At 38.1% G+C, this 14597-nt stretch carries 16 protein-coding genes; 5 read left to right on the top strand and 11 right to left on the bottom strand.

Translation table 11 applies throughout. The features are described from left to right. Positions 1-71: 71 nt before the first annotated feature. Both HFC68_RS04525 and HFC68_RS04520 read right to left on the bottom strand, forming a co-directional pair. Positions 72-866: an SDR family NAD(P)-dependent oxidoreductase gene (locus HFC68_RS04525; protein WP_011672778.1), complete on the bottom strand. Its 795-nt coding sequence runs from the start codon at positions 864-866 to the stop codon at positions 72-74. A 20-nt stretch (positions 867-886) separates the two neighbouring features. Further along, complete coding sequence (locus HFC68_RS04520; RefSeq protein WP_011672777.1) at positions 887-1726, bottom strand: aldo/keto reductase; 840 nt, start codon at positions 1724-1726, stop codon at positions 887-889. A 136-nt stretch (positions 1727-1862) separates the two neighbouring features. Between HFC68_RS04520 and HFC68_RS04515 the strand changes: the two genes are divergently transcribed. The 4 genes from HFC68_RS04515 to eis all read left to right on the top strand — a co-directional run bounded on the left by HFC68_RS04515 (position 1863) and on the right by eis (position 5102). Then, positions 1863-2219, top strand: coding sequence for a helix-turn-helix domain-containing protein (locus tag HFC68_RS04515; protein ID WP_011672776.1), 357 nt, complete (start codon positions 1863-1865; stop codon positions 2217-2219). Positions 2220-2475: 256 nt separating this feature from the next. Then, positions 2476-3711, top strand: a complete 1236-nt coding sequence (locus tag HFC68_RS04510) for a PTS sugar transporter subunit IIC (protein ID WP_011672775.1) — start codon at positions 2476-2478, stop codon at positions 3709-3711. Positions 3712-3717: 6 nt separating this feature from the next. Beyond that, positions 3718-3903 (top strand): hypothetical protein, encoded by a 186-nt coding sequence (locus HFC68_RS04505; RefSeq protein WP_011672774.1) that lies wholly within the window; start codon positions 3718-3720, stop codon positions 3901-3903. A 14-nt stretch (positions 3904-3917) separates the two neighbouring features. After that, a complete protein-coding gene (gene eis, locus HFC68_RS04500) occupies positions 3918-5102 on the top strand; it encodes an enhanced intracellular survival protein Eis (RefSeq protein WP_167399701.1) in 1185 nt (394 codons plus the stop codon). 47 nt (positions 5103-5149) lie between these two features. Here eis and HFC68_RS04495 read toward each other — a convergent pair whose 3' ends face one another. The 6 genes from HFC68_RS04495 to HFC68_RS04470 all read right to left on the bottom strand — a co-directional run bounded on the left by HFC68_RS04495 (position 5150) and on the right by HFC68_RS04470 (position 10770). Then, the gene (locus tag HFC68_RS04495) at positions 5150-5722 is read right to left on the bottom strand and encodes a helix-turn-helix domain-containing protein (protein ID WP_167399700.1); all 573 of its coding nucleotides are present in this window, start codon (positions 5720-5722) and stop codon (positions 5150-5152) included. Between the two features lie 170 nt (positions 5723-5892). After that, the gene (locus HFC68_RS04490) at positions 5893-6570 is read right to left on the bottom strand and encodes an ABC transporter ATP-binding protein (RefSeq protein ID WP_002833878.1); all 678 of its coding nucleotides are present in this window, start codon (positions 6568-6570) and stop codon (positions 5893-5895) included. Between the two features lie 3 nt (positions 6571-6573). After that, a complete protein-coding gene (locus HFC68_RS04485; protein WP_002833877.1) occupies positions 6574-7638 on the bottom strand; it encodes an ABC transporter permease in 1065 nt (354 codons plus the stop codon). A gap of 2 nt (positions 7639-7640) precedes the next feature. Then, a complete protein-coding gene (locus HFC68_RS04480; protein WP_011672771.1) occupies positions 7641-8144 on the bottom strand; it encodes a TetR/AcrR family transcriptional regulator in 504 nt (167 codons plus the stop codon). 83 nt (positions 8145-8227) lie between these two features. Continuing rightward, complete coding sequence (gene abc-f / locus HFC68_RS04475; RefSeq protein ID WP_011672770.1) at positions 8228-9712, bottom strand: ribosomal protection-like ABC-F family protein; 1485 nt, start codon at positions 9710-9712, stop codon at positions 8228-8230. A gap of 326 nt (positions 9713-10038) precedes the next feature. Beyond that, positions 10039-10770: a sulfite exporter TauE/SafE family protein gene (locus tag HFC68_RS04470; protein WP_011672769.1), complete on the bottom strand. Its 732-nt coding sequence runs from the start codon at positions 10768-10770 to the stop codon at positions 10039-10041. Between the two features lie 243 nt (positions 10771-11013). Between HFC68_RS04470 and HFC68_RS04465 the strand changes: the two genes are divergently transcribed. After that, positions 11014-11382, top strand: coding sequence for a DUF1304 domain-containing protein (locus tag HFC68_RS04465; RefSeq protein WP_002833872.1), 369 nt, complete (start codon positions 11014-11016; stop codon positions 11380-11382). Between the two features lie 23 nt (positions 11383-11405). On the opposite strand, the gene HFC68_RS04460 is transcribed toward HFC68_RS04465, so the two are convergent. The 3 genes from HFC68_RS04460 to rplI form a co-directional block, all read right to left on the bottom strand. Beyond that, complete coding sequence (locus tag HFC68_RS04460) at positions 11406-12605, bottom strand: MFS transporter (RefSeq protein ID WP_011672768.1); 1200 nt, start codon at positions 12603-12605, stop codon at positions 11406-11408. Positions 12606-12697: 92 nt separating this feature from the next. Further along, positions 12698-14095, bottom strand: a complete 1398-nt coding sequence (gene dnaB / locus HFC68_RS04455) for a replicative DNA helicase (protein ID WP_002833870.1) — start codon at positions 14093-14095, stop codon at positions 12698-12700. Positions 14096-14143: 48 nt separating this feature from the next. Next, complete coding sequence (gene rplI, locus HFC68_RS04450; protein WP_011672767.1) at positions 14144-14596, bottom strand: 50S ribosomal protein L9; 453 nt, start codon at positions 14594-14596, stop codon at positions 14144-14146. Position 14597: the final 1 nt, after the last annotated feature.

Raw genomic sequence — 14597 nt, 5'->3', positions numbered from 1 at the left:
AAGCGTTAACAATACCTTAACTACAGTATAGAGAAATTAGTGGTTAATTGATAATGATATGCGTTGGCGTTTTAAAAAATAGTTGGCACTAATCCACCATCAATCCGCAATGCTTCACCAGAAAATGACGATGCATCTGGACTAGCAACAAAGGCTGCAAAACGGCCAATTTCTTCCGGACGAATCAAACGTTGAATTTGAGAACGGGAACGATGGTTTTTCATAAAGTCCGCTTCCCATTCTGATTTAGGCAAATCACTATCAGCGTACATATCTTCTAGCATTTGCTGTACCCCTTCAGTTAATGTCGAACCTGGCATTATGGTATTAACCGTCACATGTGTAGCAACCGTTAGTTTCGATAAGCTCTTAGCTAACGACAAATTCATGGTCTTAGTCATGCTGTATTGAGGCATTTCTCCCGATGGCATCACGGCTTCTTCGCTAGCAATAAAAATGATCCTTCCAAAATCCTGATCTAACATTTTAGGCAAGTAAAATTTAGCTAAAGCATTCCCAGCTAATACGTTAATCTGGAAAAATTTATTCCATGTAGCATCATCAATATCGGCATATTCCATCGGTTGAAAGATTCCCATGTTATTGATTAAGATATCAACCTTGGGATACTGCTCAAAGAGGTGTGTTCGACTAGCTTCATTGGCAATATCAGCAGCTGCACCTTGCGGATTAGTATTTGGAAATTGGGTTTTAATATCAGCCACGACTTGATCAACCTCATCTTGATTCCGTCCGTTAATGATTACGTCAGCCCCCTCACGGGCTAATTCTGTAGCAATGGCTTTCCCAATCCCTTTAGTTGAGCCGGTAATCAAAGCTAATTTATGTGTTAAATGTAAATCCATAGTTTACCTCCTTCTAAAATCTAAAAATCAAATTCATCTGGGTTAGGTCCGACGCGCAAGTTTTCATTCAAAGCATTAATTTGGTCCATATCTTCCGGTGCTAATTCGAAATCAAAAATCTGCGCGTTACTTAGCATTCGTTCGGCACGGACTGATTTAACTACTAACAAAATATTTTGTTGAACATCCCACCGTAGGACAATCTGAGCGACAGACTTATTGTACTTTTGGGCAATCTTAGCTAACACAGCGTTGTCTAAGATTTTTCCTTGCATCAAAGGTGACCAAGCTTGGACTTTGATATCATGTTTAGCTGCATATTCTCGCATCTCGAGCTGACTTAATTGCGGATGAGTTTCGATTTGATTAATCACCGGTGTAATTTCAGCAAATTCCGCTAGAGCTTGGAGATGGTGAATTTGGAAATTACTTACACCAATCGCTTTAATCTTTCCTTGTTTATATAAAGTTTCTAGTGCTCGCCATGCATCTTGAAATGCATTATCTCCTGGCCAATGAATTAGATAAAGATCCAAATAATCTAAACCTAACTTCTTTAGACTACTCTCAAAGGCTGCTATCGTTTCATCGTACGATAAGTGGTCATTCCAAACCTTAGAAGTGACAAATAAATCGGCTCGCTTCAAACCAGTTGCCGTCAACCCGGCTTTAATACCTGCTCCAGTTCCCGCTTCATTTCCGTAAATCTGTGCTGTGTCGATTAAACGGTAACCATTTTTGATTCCATTTGCAACTACTTGAGCCGTATCTGCATCTGGAATTTGAAAAACTCCCAGACCTAGCCCTGGGATTGCAGTTCCATTATTTAACATTATGCGATCGTTTAAAGAATTAATCATTTTTTTCTCCTTTGAAGTTCAATTATAATTTTAACTATAACTAAACTGTTTCTATTCAGCTAGTACCCACTTTATTGTGCTATACATACCAAAAAGTATGCTTTGTGTTATACTGGCAAAAAAGGAGCGAAACTTTATGACAAAACGAATTTATAATATTGGTGTGGAAGCGACAATGGATGTTATCGGCGGTAAATGGAAGCCCATCATCCTATGTAACCTCCGCCATGGACAACAACGTCCTAGTGAATTACGGCGTAATATCCAAGGAATTAGTCAAAAAATGTTAACCCAACAACTTCGGGAGTTGGAACAGGATAACATTGTAGTTCGTAAATCATACAACACCGTTCCACCTAAAGTGGAATATTACCTAAGCGATTATGGAAAATCGCTTGAAAAATTGCTCGACACATTGTGTAGTTGGGGCGAAATGCACGTTAGCACTTTACAAGCTAAAGGTGAAGACGTAGCACTCGTGAAAGTCGATTAATAAGGGGCGCTAAATTATCGGTACTGCTCTGATAATTAGCGCTTTTTTATTTCACTGATAATTTATTAAATAAAAAATTATCTCGTAACGTTAATTGGTATATTCCATTATATTTTTTAGTAAAAATAATTAAAATATCATCACATTTAGCATTTTTGTGTCATTTTTTAGTTATATATCATTTGTAAGGGTTTACATTAATGATTTTTATCACTATACTGTTTTTGTTACCAAAATATAAAGGAGGAGATTTTTCATGAATAAATTTATGGACTGGTTACAAAATGTCCTAATGCCACCACTTGCTAAAGCGGGGAATAATAAATATCTGGTTTCCATTCGTAACGGACTAGTATTAACCCTACCGGCTGTGATTAGTGGTTCAATTTTCTTAATTATTGCTAATATTCCAATCCCTGCCTGGACGAATTTTATGAAACCATATATGGACGCCATGGGAGTTGCAGTTAATGGTTCTTTCGGAATCATTTCATTGTTAGCTGCCATCGGAATTGGTTACGAATTAGCTAAAGCTTTGGAGTTAGACGCTATCAATGGCGCTGGACTTTCCACGATGGCTTTTATCGTGGCTTCATTCAACAGTAAATACACCCTCGATACTGCAAACTTCGCTTCATCTGGCTTGTTTACAGCGATTGTTTGTTCATTTATTTCCGTTTTGATTTTGAACTTATTCGTTAAAAAAAATTGGGTTATTAAACTGCCAAATGGTGTTCCAGCTGCTGTTAGCCAATCATTTGTTTCACTAATTCCTGGTTTTTTAGTTTTGCTATTATTCTGGGGGCTTCGAGTTCCCCTTCATTTTGATATTAATCTATTTGTTCAAAGCATCTTCCATCCCCTATTATTTGCTATGAACAGTCTACCAGGAATTATGTTCTACACGTTATTAGTTAGTGTTTTGTGGGTAGCTGGTATCCATGGGGATATGACACTCGAAGGGATCTCGGATCCAATCTTCCTTCAATTTCTAACAGCTAATGGTATAGCTTACGCACACCATCAAGCTATACCATACTTAACATCATCTGGTTTTTCTAGTTTATTTGTTAATGTTGGTGGAACCGGTGCAACCATTATGCTTGTATTTTGGATGCTTTCATCCAAGAGTAAGGCTTATCGAGAACTTGGTAAAGTTGCCTTCCCCGGTGCCTTATTTGAAATTAATGAACCCGTAATTTTTGGTTTCCCAATAGTTATGAATCCAATCACCTTGATTCCTTTTATTGTGATTCCTCAAATTTTAACGGTCCTAACCTACATTTTGATGAGCGTCCATTTAGTTCGCCCAGCCGTAATGATGGTTCCTTGGACCATGCCACCAATTATCGGACCTTTAATGGCAACTGGTTGGGATTGGCGTGCAGGAGTTTGGTCAGCAATTGAACTAGTCATTGCCGGAGCAATCTACTATCCCTTCTTCAAAGTGGCTGAAAAACAAATGGTTGCCCAAGAAGCAAGTGAGGCTTAATCTTTCATGAAAATCAAAATTCTATTAAAATATAGTGTAGTAGGTGCGATCTTGATTGCAGCTCTTGCTATTGCGATGACCCAACTTCATTTAACTTCAACCCTAACTAATCGAGTAGTTGAAATCGCTGGTATAATAGTATTTGTAGTACTAGGAGCACTTCTAAAACGAAAAGCAGTTAATAAAAATTAATGAGGCCCAACGACATGGATAAATTAGAACAGTTAACCCAAAAAGATTTGGAAGAATTTTATCAACTATACCTGTACGCCTTTACGAACTTAGATTCAAAAGGACGACGAGCTTTCTTTGACCATCGCTACAACCATGCTTTAAAATATGGAATCAAACATAATGGAAAACTCGGAAGCGGGATGTTAAGTATTCCATTTCACGTTAACTTTCATGGTGTGAAATACAAGATGAATGGGATTGGCGATGTCATGAGTTATCCCGAATACGGCGGTAACGGAGCAATTACCCAACTCATGCAACAAGCTTTTAACGATATGTTAGAAGACAACGTTGCTCTCTCATATCTTGCTCCATTTTCATACGATTTCTATCGTCGTTTTGGGTATGAAGAAGTTTTTGATCGTACCATCTATCGGGTTAAAAACACCGACTTACCGAGAGTAAAGATTGACAAAAAGATTGGTAGTATTGAACGTTTAACCTTAGCCGAAGCTATTCCATTTATTAAGGAAGTTTATGCTAATAATCCCAACAGCCACAATGCTGGTTTAATTCGTGAGGATTGGTGGTGGGATTATCTCGTTCTCAAGCATCCTCATTGGCAGGTGGGCGTCTACTTCTCTGAAGACCATTTATCTGCGGGGTACGTTATCTACGAGGGGCTTGATACTACCTTCTCGATTCAAGAAATCATGTTTACTAATTGGGAAAGTTTCCAGTATCTAAGTCGCTTTGTCTGCCAACATGAGTCGATGTTTTCAACTTTCGAATACGCCAGTGGTGACCCTTTAGGCCATCCTGACATTCTAAAGAATCCATCCAATGTTGAAGTTCAGATTAAGCCTTACATGATGGCTCGCATTATTAACCTTGAAACCTTCATTAATCACTATCCATTCTTAAAGAAAATCAAAAGCACTCGTGTTGCAGTTGCTGATAAAATGCTTCCGGCTAATAACGGAATTTGGCGTCTTTTAATCAATGCCAATGGCACTAGCTTTGAGAAAATTAGTGATAACGAAAATAATATGGCTGACATTCGTATATCTATTCAAGAACTCACTAAAGTTTTATTAGGTTATCGTTCCTTAAATGAACTTAATCGAATTGGAGCGATTCGCGGTAGCTATGAGGCTATCACAAATTTAGATGCTACCTTACGTAAAGAACCACCTATGCTATGGGATTACTTTTAAATCAAACTTTAAAAAGGCAAACCAACGTCAGTTGATTTGCCTTTTTATCATTTTTCAGTATAGATAGAACGGAGATTATATCTAATATATTTTTCAAAAAAGTTTACTAAATACATCGTCAGCTGCTTTAGCAATGGAAAAGCGCCTAATCCGATTGCACAAAGCATCAATGTCAGCGGGATTTGATACAAGTTTAAACTAACAGGAGTTACCCATCCCATCATATGGACAACCAGCCATTCACCTACTAATAAGGCTGGAGACACTATAAAGCCGATGATGGAAATCCAAAGACCACATAAGATTCCGGCAACTGCCAAGACAACTCCCATGGTGACAATAACGTTGAACCAGAAAAAACCAAATAATGCTAACCAATTAATTTTTTTCATTTTATGACCTGCTTCCTCTTTCGAATTAGAGGGATGCCTTGCAACCAATTGGTCGAGCGAAACATTATACAACTGCGCAAGATCTTTTAAAGCATATATATTTGGCATCGTTTTTCCTTGTTCCCAACGTGAAATCATTTGTCTGGTAACATACATTTGTGTCGCCACTTCTTGTTGAGTAAGATCTCGTGCTTGCCGTATTTTTTGTAACGTTGTTCCGATTGACATCCAACCACCCCTTCTAGTTCTACTCTGCCACAGTCATTTTAAAAACCAAGCAACAAACCTGTTACATGGCTTAAAAATCAAGTTTTATTAACTTCATTTTATTCCTTTTGAAGTTAAATTTGGGTTAAAAAAATAATGATAGAAAAAATTTCTATCATCATTTTTATTACTTATAACGTTGATTCTTTTAAAACACCATCGTTAATTTCGAACATTTGATCAGCATACGATTTTAAGCGCATATCATGGGTAACAATTACTACCGCTTTATGACGATCGTGTGCTAGATCCGCAAATAAACGACCAACTTCTTTAACCCGTTCACTATCCAAAGCCGCCGTTGGCTCATCAGCTAAGATAATGGCAGGATCGGGATACAAGGCCCGAGCAATCGCCACTCGTTGCTGCTGACCACCTGATAACTCTGTTGGAAATTTATCAACTAAATCTTCGATTCCTAGTTGTTGCAATAATTTATCTAAACTTTCTTTAGATAAATTACCTTCTTTTTTTACTTTATCGACCAATTTGAATTGATCTTTAACCGTTAGAAATGGTAATAAATGGTAATTTTGTAGAACGAAACCAATGTTATTAAGTCTTAATTTTTCAAGGTCTTTACGGGAACTAGTTTGATAATCTTGTCCATTCACTTTAACTTGTCCAGTAGTTGGAGTCCGCAACCCGCCCCCAATGGTTAAGAATGTACTTTTCCCAGAACCACTGGGACCAATAATCAAGCTCAATGTCCCAGCTTCAGCCTTAAAATTAACGTCATGTAATACGTGAACTTTAGCAATCCCTTTTCCATAAATTTGGTTGATATTATTCATTTCAATTGCAGTCATCATTTATCCTCCAATTACACTTACTGGGTCTAGTTTTAGTACACTTCGTATTGGTAACAAGCCCCCTAACAGCCCTGTGATTACCAATCCTACGGCTACTGATGCAAGGATTGGAATATCAAATGCCATTGGAACTGCAGCAGGTAAAATAGCAGCTGTAGCAGCTGTTAGAGCCGTTCCAATAATGGTTCCACTAATCACCAAAATTAGTGATTGAGCTAACGTGCTCCAAACTAACACGCTACTTGGGATTCCTTGAGCTCGTAAAACGGCATAATTTGGAAGTTTTTGGATAGTAAGGATGTATAGGAAGATGGCAATGACGATTAAAGAAATGACCATTAAAAATCCTATCATCAGTGAGAAGGTCATATTCTGAGCTGAGTAACCTGGAAGCTTCTCAATAAAGGATTTAACTTTGTAAGATTTTAGCGGTTCCTTAACCTTTAAATTCTTAGTTTTAGAAACAATTGCACTAGCCTTAGTCTGTGGTGTAGCATGCTTAAGCGCTTGCCAATCGGATAATTTCCCATAAATTACTGGTGCAATATTTAACTTCGCATTCTTAGTAAAACCGACAATTTTAAATGCTTTATCTGCATCATTCAATTCGATTTTATCGCCAAGTCGGTAACCACTTTGTTCGAATTTTTCATCTACCACTACTTCGTGGTCTTGCTTCACTTTATGCCCACTAGTAAGTTTCAAGTCTTTAGCAATGAATTGATCATTATCAATTCCAACAAAACTAGAAGAAATCTTAGCCTGCTTCCCCTTTTGGTCTTTAGCTACTACCGCAACTTGTCCAATCAAGGCATCTTTTTTAGTTAATTTTTGATCTTTTACTTGTTGATCAGTCACCAACGACTGACTTAAATTAACGTTGGCATCTTGGTTTAAAACTACTGTTTCTACTTTCCAGGAGTTAATGGCATCCGTATTTTGATGAGCTAAACCTAGTGCTAAACTAGTTAAAATAAAAATTAAATAACTAATCAAAACAATCATTCCGATAATTAGACTGTATCGTAATTTTTCTTTTTTGATTTCTTTTAAAGCTAGAAACATAATTATTCCTCCAGAATTTTTAGGACTTTTTCTAATTGGTGTAATCGAGCATCGGTAGTCCCTGGTTCAATCAGTGCGCAACGAATTGTATCGTGGATTAGTGTCATTTCCGCCCACTGTATCTCAGCATGCGGTTCAAGTGGTGCAACTAATCTGGTCACATAAACTTCGTTGTAGTGATAGTGCATTTGAAATAGCTTGTAATACTTACTATTCTGAGTATTCTTAATAAATTGGCGAGCTTCATCGACCAAATTTTCGCCACGCCTTTCATTTTGCCGAATTGCCTGGTGGATATCCTGAATTGCGATTTGATATAAATAACGGTAAGCATCTGGTACATCTTTAAAATAATTATAAAATGCACCACGTGAAATTCCGGCACCTTCCACGATGCGAGCAACTTGTGCTTCTGTAACCGGATGATGCGTGAATTCCAATAATAGCGATTCTTCGATGGCCGTTCTTTTATCCGGTTTCAACTTCTGTAAAACATCTGAAGCCACTCCTCCACCTCCTTAAAATAAAAATGACACCGTGTCAACAATGCTAGAATAGCACAAAGTGACACCGTGTCAAAATTATTTGCTTATTTTTTTAAGTTAACGGTCTGCGTTGCAATTTTCTGGACAAACTCTCGATCATGTTCCACCACTAATAAGGTGGGCTTGAACTTCAAAACTAAATTTTGAATTTGTTCCCGTGTGATTACATCTAGGTAGTTTAGGGGTTCATCCCAAATATATAGATTGGCTTCTTCACACAGCGACCGAGCTAAGGCAACTTTTCTCTTCTGTCCCATACTCATCTGCTCAATTCGATAATCAAACATCGTACGTTCAAAACCCAGTTTTCTCAGCATTGCCAGCAAGTCCTGAACTTCAACCTCCTTTTCGGCAGCAAACTGTTCTAGTGTGCCTTGGAGTTGGTCAAAGTCCTGTGGTAAATATGATATTCGTAAATTTTCGCGTATTTTTAGATTACCTTCAGCAATTAGTTCATTTTGTCCCAACATTGCCTTAATTAAAGTTGATTTTCCAGAACCATTTTCGCCTTGAATAACCATCCGCTCATTCTTCTTTAGTTCAAAATTAAGTGGCTGATTTAATAGTTTTCCAGCTCGTTGTAAAACTAAACTATCCGCTTCTAGTAAAGCATTGTTTTGGGGTCCAAGATACGGTTGATAATTCAATTGAAGTTCATCCTGAATTTCAATATTCTTTAGTAACTGTTTCTTATCTGTTAATTTTTTCTCAGCCCGATCCCGAATATTCAAGGCTTTGCTCATCACTTTAGCTGCTTTATGACCTACAAAACCCTTATCCGGAGCGCCAGCTTTTTTACGTTCCGTTGCTCGGGACCACTCTTGCTTTTGGCGCGTGGCCTGTTCTAATTTTTTTATATCTTTTTTCATCGTGGCATTCAAACTGATTTCACGTTCATCCGCATTGGCACGTTCAGCTGCCCAGGTTTCATAATTCCCCTTAAAGCTACTAATTTGAGCACGATCAATTGAAATAACATGATCAATAACTTGATTTAAAAAGTAACGATCATGACTAACCACAATGTATCCTTGTTTTTGTTTTAAATATTTAGCTAAAAGGTCGCGGCCAGCAGCATCCAAATGATTCGTTGGTTCATCAATCAATTGAAATGAATTTTGATCTGCAAACATGGCTGCTAAAAGGGCTTTAGTTTGTTGCCCCGGACTTAGTGATGCATAAGTCTGCTCTAAAATTTCTTCAGCAAGTCCAATTTGGTCTAATTCTCGCTCAACCTCCCAGAAATCAGAGTAATCGCGACCAGTAATTTTCATCAGGATCATTCGCACCGAATCCTGTGGTTCAGTAATTTTAGCTGGAAAATAATTGAACTTCAGGTTGGTTTCCACTTTCCCCTCATATTCAACCTGATTCTGCAAAATCTTCATCAGCGTTGTTTTACCACGCCCATTTCTGCCAACCAGACCTAATTTCCAGCTCGCATCGATTTCCAACGCTACTTGGTCAAAAACCGGTTTTATTTGGTTATCGTAGCTAAAGCTTACGTTTTTTAATTGTATTATTCCCATTTATGTCTCCTCTCTTTCGAGGAGTAGTTCGTTTTAAGGCATAAAAAAGCACCAGGTGTGCAGGCCTGATGCAATACAAAGTGCATAATACCAATAAAAATTTATTTTTGGTCGGCACATCGAATGTATCAAAAACTACAAACTACTCCCGAAAATAAAGAAATCGTCATTCCAATATTTCCAAAATTAGTCTGTAATCTTCAATCCCATCGACATCCCTTCCTAATAAACTAGCCTTAGCTTAACAATGAATGCGTTTTTTTTCAAGAAATATCTCTCTTTGTAATCTGATATTAAAATAAGACCAAAATTAGTGTAACGCTTATTTATTTAGTCATTAATAATATTCCAAAAATGATTAGCGCCCCGTACACAAGTTTAATGGCTCTTTCGGGAGCAATTCGCGCTACTAGCCAATTACCAAAAGGTACCACTACTAGCAAGCCTGGAATAACCATAGCTAATACTTCCAACGCATCTATCGACCAAAAACCCGCTGCTAGATGGCTTGCAACGACCAAGATTCCCACACATAAAAAGTGAGCTTGGAGAATGGCCCGTAACTGTTGGGCTGACCATTTTTTCAAAGTTCCATATACGGCCACTGGCACACCATGGCTGTTGTATGCACTACCCAGCGCGCCTGAAATAATTCCGGTCAAATAATCATAGCCTTGTGCTTGTAGATGGGGGCGCCCGACTCGACCTGAAAAACTATGCCACAAGCTATAAATCCCGTAAGCAATTAAAAAAATTCCTAAGCCATGTAACACAATTGCGGCAGGGACTTTCTTGATGACTAAAATTCCTAGAGGTACTCCAATTAGTGAACCTGTCACTAATCGACGAACCGCTTTAAAATCAATATGATGCCACTCACGAATCGTGGCTGGTAAAGCAACTAGTAATCCCACCGCTCCGATTAATGCGGTGCTGGTCTGTAGATCAAACCCAATTAATGCCAATAATGGCATCGAAACTAGAGCTTCCCCAAATCCGAAAACTGTACGCGTTAGTGCTCCAACCCATGCTATTAGCAATACCCCTAAAATAATCATTTCAATTCCTCATTTCAGTCATTACAAGACTTAATTGTATATGGAAAAAACAAAATCGACAACGGCGTAAACTAATTTTTAGACGTCGATAAAATTAAGATTTCCATTACTCAATTGGTGTTCTTTGACCATTCTACCTTAAAATTGAAGTTCATTTTTTGCTTCAAACTCCATTGCTGAACTTCAATTTAATCAAAAAAGATACGGATGCGTTATAATGGTGGACACAAGGAGTTGAATATTTTGCATATATTAACAGTTATCTTAGTTGCACTCGTAGCCATTGAGCATATTGGCATCATGGGCATTGAATTATTGGGTTCTAGTGCATTTCTTGCCAAAACCTTTGAAATTCCCTTAGTGGAAGTTCAACGCCCTCATTTACGAACGGCGTTAGCCAATCAAGGTCTTTATAACGGCTTCGTGGCCTTAGCCCTCTTCTTGGCACTCTTTATTCCAACAGGAACTATTATGAAGATGATGCTCATCTTTTTCCTAGCAAGCATTTTTATCTTAGCAGCATACGGTGCTCTCACCGTCGCCAAAAAGATTCTTTTAGTCCAAGGTTTACCTGCCTTGATTACTTTGATTTTGGTATTATTTATTTTCTAAATAAAAAAGGATAGCCTTAGAGGCTATCCTTTTTTATTAGATTCGTATAAAATTGCTTTCCGTTTAGTGCCTTCAATAATGAACGCAATGACTACTAAAACAATTAAAATTGTAAATAGTCCTAAACTATAAAGGAAAACAAATGAGGTTGATTCAATTATCATACTACCAACTAAGGGACCGATTGCCCGGCCAGCCGAAGGAAAAGCACTTGCTAGACCTTGATATTTTCCCTTTTGGTCATAAGGTGAAAGACTGTTAACGATTGCTGGAATCGATGGAAAGGCAATTGCTTCTCCAATGGTTAAAACAATCATGGCGATTACAAAGTGGTAATATTCGTGTGCTACGGCTAGAATTCCAAAAGATAGGGTAAAAAATGCAATCCCCAAATAGACTTGATGATATGGATCCTTCAGTAAACGCCCCCCTTTGGAGCTGAGAAGCCCTTGAACGATTAAAATGAATAATCCATTGACCGTCCATAAAAAGCTGTATAAACGAAGCGGAATGTGCAATTTTAGCATATAGATCGAAACCGTACTATTCCATTGTTGATAGAAAATCCACATAATTACCAAACTAATGAAAAATGCCATGATAATTGTCAAGTTAACTTTTGGCATTTTAGTTTTCTCATGATCGTCTTCTTGTACTACTTGAGCAGGGCGATCTTCTTGTGGAATTCGGTAAGTAAAGAACGCTACAATGAAAAATACCGTAAACATAATGGTTGCTATGGTGAAAAGCGGCGTGACACTGTGCTTAAATAAAACTCCCACAATAGCAGTACCTAGCATGACCCCTAAATTTTGGACGAAATATAGCATGTTAAAAACATATCGGCCATCTTTACTCTTAATTGATGTTCCCATTGAGTTATTTAAGGCAACAATCCAACCTGTTCCAAATCCGATTAGTACCAATACAATCGGATATACTGGCCAGCCGTTGAAGAAAATCAACGTAAAGAACGAAATCCAGGTAAATGCAATTCCACCTAAGATTAAATAATAGCTATCATACTTGTCATAAAGGCGCCCGGCAACAAAAGATCCTAAAATACTAGCAACTGAGTTTAAAAATAAAACAATCCCTGCCATTACTAATGAATGGCCTAGTTCTTGGTTCATATAAATTGTTGTTAGTGGCCACACTGAACTCATCGCAATACTATCAATCAAAACTCCTAATAATAACCACTTTAATTTTAATTCGCGCATAATTCCTCCCCTAATTTTTATAATAAAAGACTGATTTAGACTAAAAAGTCTTAAACCAGTCTTGAAAATAATGAATCTCATTTTTCAAATACCTAATGCGCTCCCGCTTCAGGCATATAAGCTAACGAAGAAAATTTATTGTACGACTTAATAAACAACAGATTTACCGTACCACGAGCCCCACTACGGTTTTTTTCAATGATAACTTCAACGGGACCAACATTTTGATCTTCTTCATCCCGTGGATCTTGGTCTCGATCTGCGTCTTCATTGCCATCTTCCCGTTCATAATAATCATCACGGTATAGGAACGCTACAATATCCGCATCCTGTTCAATTGAACCAGATTCACGGATATCAGACATTACCGGGCGCTTATCTTGGCGTTGTTCCACTCCACGTGAAAGCTGTGAAAGCGCAATGACCGGTACGCCTAGTTCCTTGGCGAGTTTTTTAAGTTGTCGTGAAATAGCTGAAACTTCTTGCTGACGATTTTCTCCAGAACCTTCAATTAGCTGCAAGTAATCTACCACAACTAAGCCAAGGTTTCCTTGCTCTTTAGCTAGACGACGACATTTTGCACGAATCTCCGACATTTTAATTCCCGGAGTATCATCGATATAGATACTTGCCTTAGCTAAAGAACCCATCGCCACCACTAAATTTTGCCATTCTTCTTCATTTAGCTGACCGGTTCTTAAATGATTTGCATCAATACTTCCTTCCGCACATAACATACGATTTACCAGCTGTTCAGCTCCCATTTCCAAACTGAAAATAGCCACTGATTTGTCAGTCTTAGTACCCACATTTTGCGCAATATTTAACGCAAACGCAGTCTTACCGACAGCTGGACGCGCTGCAAGAATAATTAATTCATCTGCATGTAATCCAGTAGTAATTTTATCTAACTCTTTAAATCCGGTTGGTAATCCGGTAATCTCATCGTCATTTTGATAAAGACGATCAATTTCTTCCATTGAAGTTGTTAAAACATCTGCAATTGGCTTAAAACCCGTTTGATTACGGTTTTCAGCAACATCCATGATTTCACGTTCAGCTTCGTCCAAGATATTAGCCACATCGTCATCTTGGGTGTAACCTTTTGTAGCAATCGCTGTTGCTGTCTTAATTAATTTTCGTAATAAAGATTTTTCTTGAACAATCTTAGCGTAGTAGCCGACATTGGCTGCGGTTGGAACTGATCCTGCCAATTCAGCAATGTAAGTAATTCCACCGGCATCTTCGATTTGATTATGTTCTTCAAGTGCATTGTTGACTGTCAATGCGTCAATGGCTTCATCCGCATCGTTCAAATCAACCATCACTTTAAAAATAACTTGATGAGCGTGTTTATAAAAATCTTCCGCCGTGACGTATTCCATCGCGTCAATCAATGCATCTGAACTTAAGAAAACAGCTCCCAAAACCGCCTTTTCGGCCTCAATGTTTTGCGGAGGCGTTTGATTTTCTAAAATACCGTTGTCCATGTTACTCTCCCGTACGAATTAGACTCTGAGTTGAGAGCCTTAGTAATCCTATTGCTCAGCTACATGCACCCGAATCGTTGCTGTTACCTTTTGGTGTAACTTAACGGGAACGTTTGTGTAGCCCATGCTACGGATGGGGTTGCTCAACTCAATTTTGCGTTTATCAATTTTAATCTTATATTGTTTTTCAAGGGCCGTAGCGATTTGTTTGTTCGGAATTGAACCAAATAGACGGCCATCTTTTCCAGCCTTGGCTTTGATTTCAACCACGGTCTTATCATTTTCTAAAACCGTTTTAAGCTTTTCAGCATCAGCCAAAATTTCAGCTTCATGCTTAGCTTCGGCCTTTTTTTGACCCTTTAATTCGCTTACCGCAGCGCTTGTAGCAGCTTTAGCTTTACCATTTTTAATTAAGAAATTTTGGGCGTAACCATCGGAAACGTTCTTAACTTCGCCACGTTTCCCCTTACCTTTGACATCTTCCAAAAAAATTACTTTCATC

This window comes from Pediococcus sp. EKM201D (assembly GCF_011800215.1).
In the GTDB taxonomy this organism is placed as follows: domain Bacteria; phylum Bacillota; class Bacilli; order Lactobacillales; family Lactobacillaceae; genus Pediococcus; species Pediococcus pentosaceus.
The sequence above is the reverse complement of the archived record's forward strand: the minus strand, read 5'-3'. Positions and strand labels throughout refer to the sequence as shown.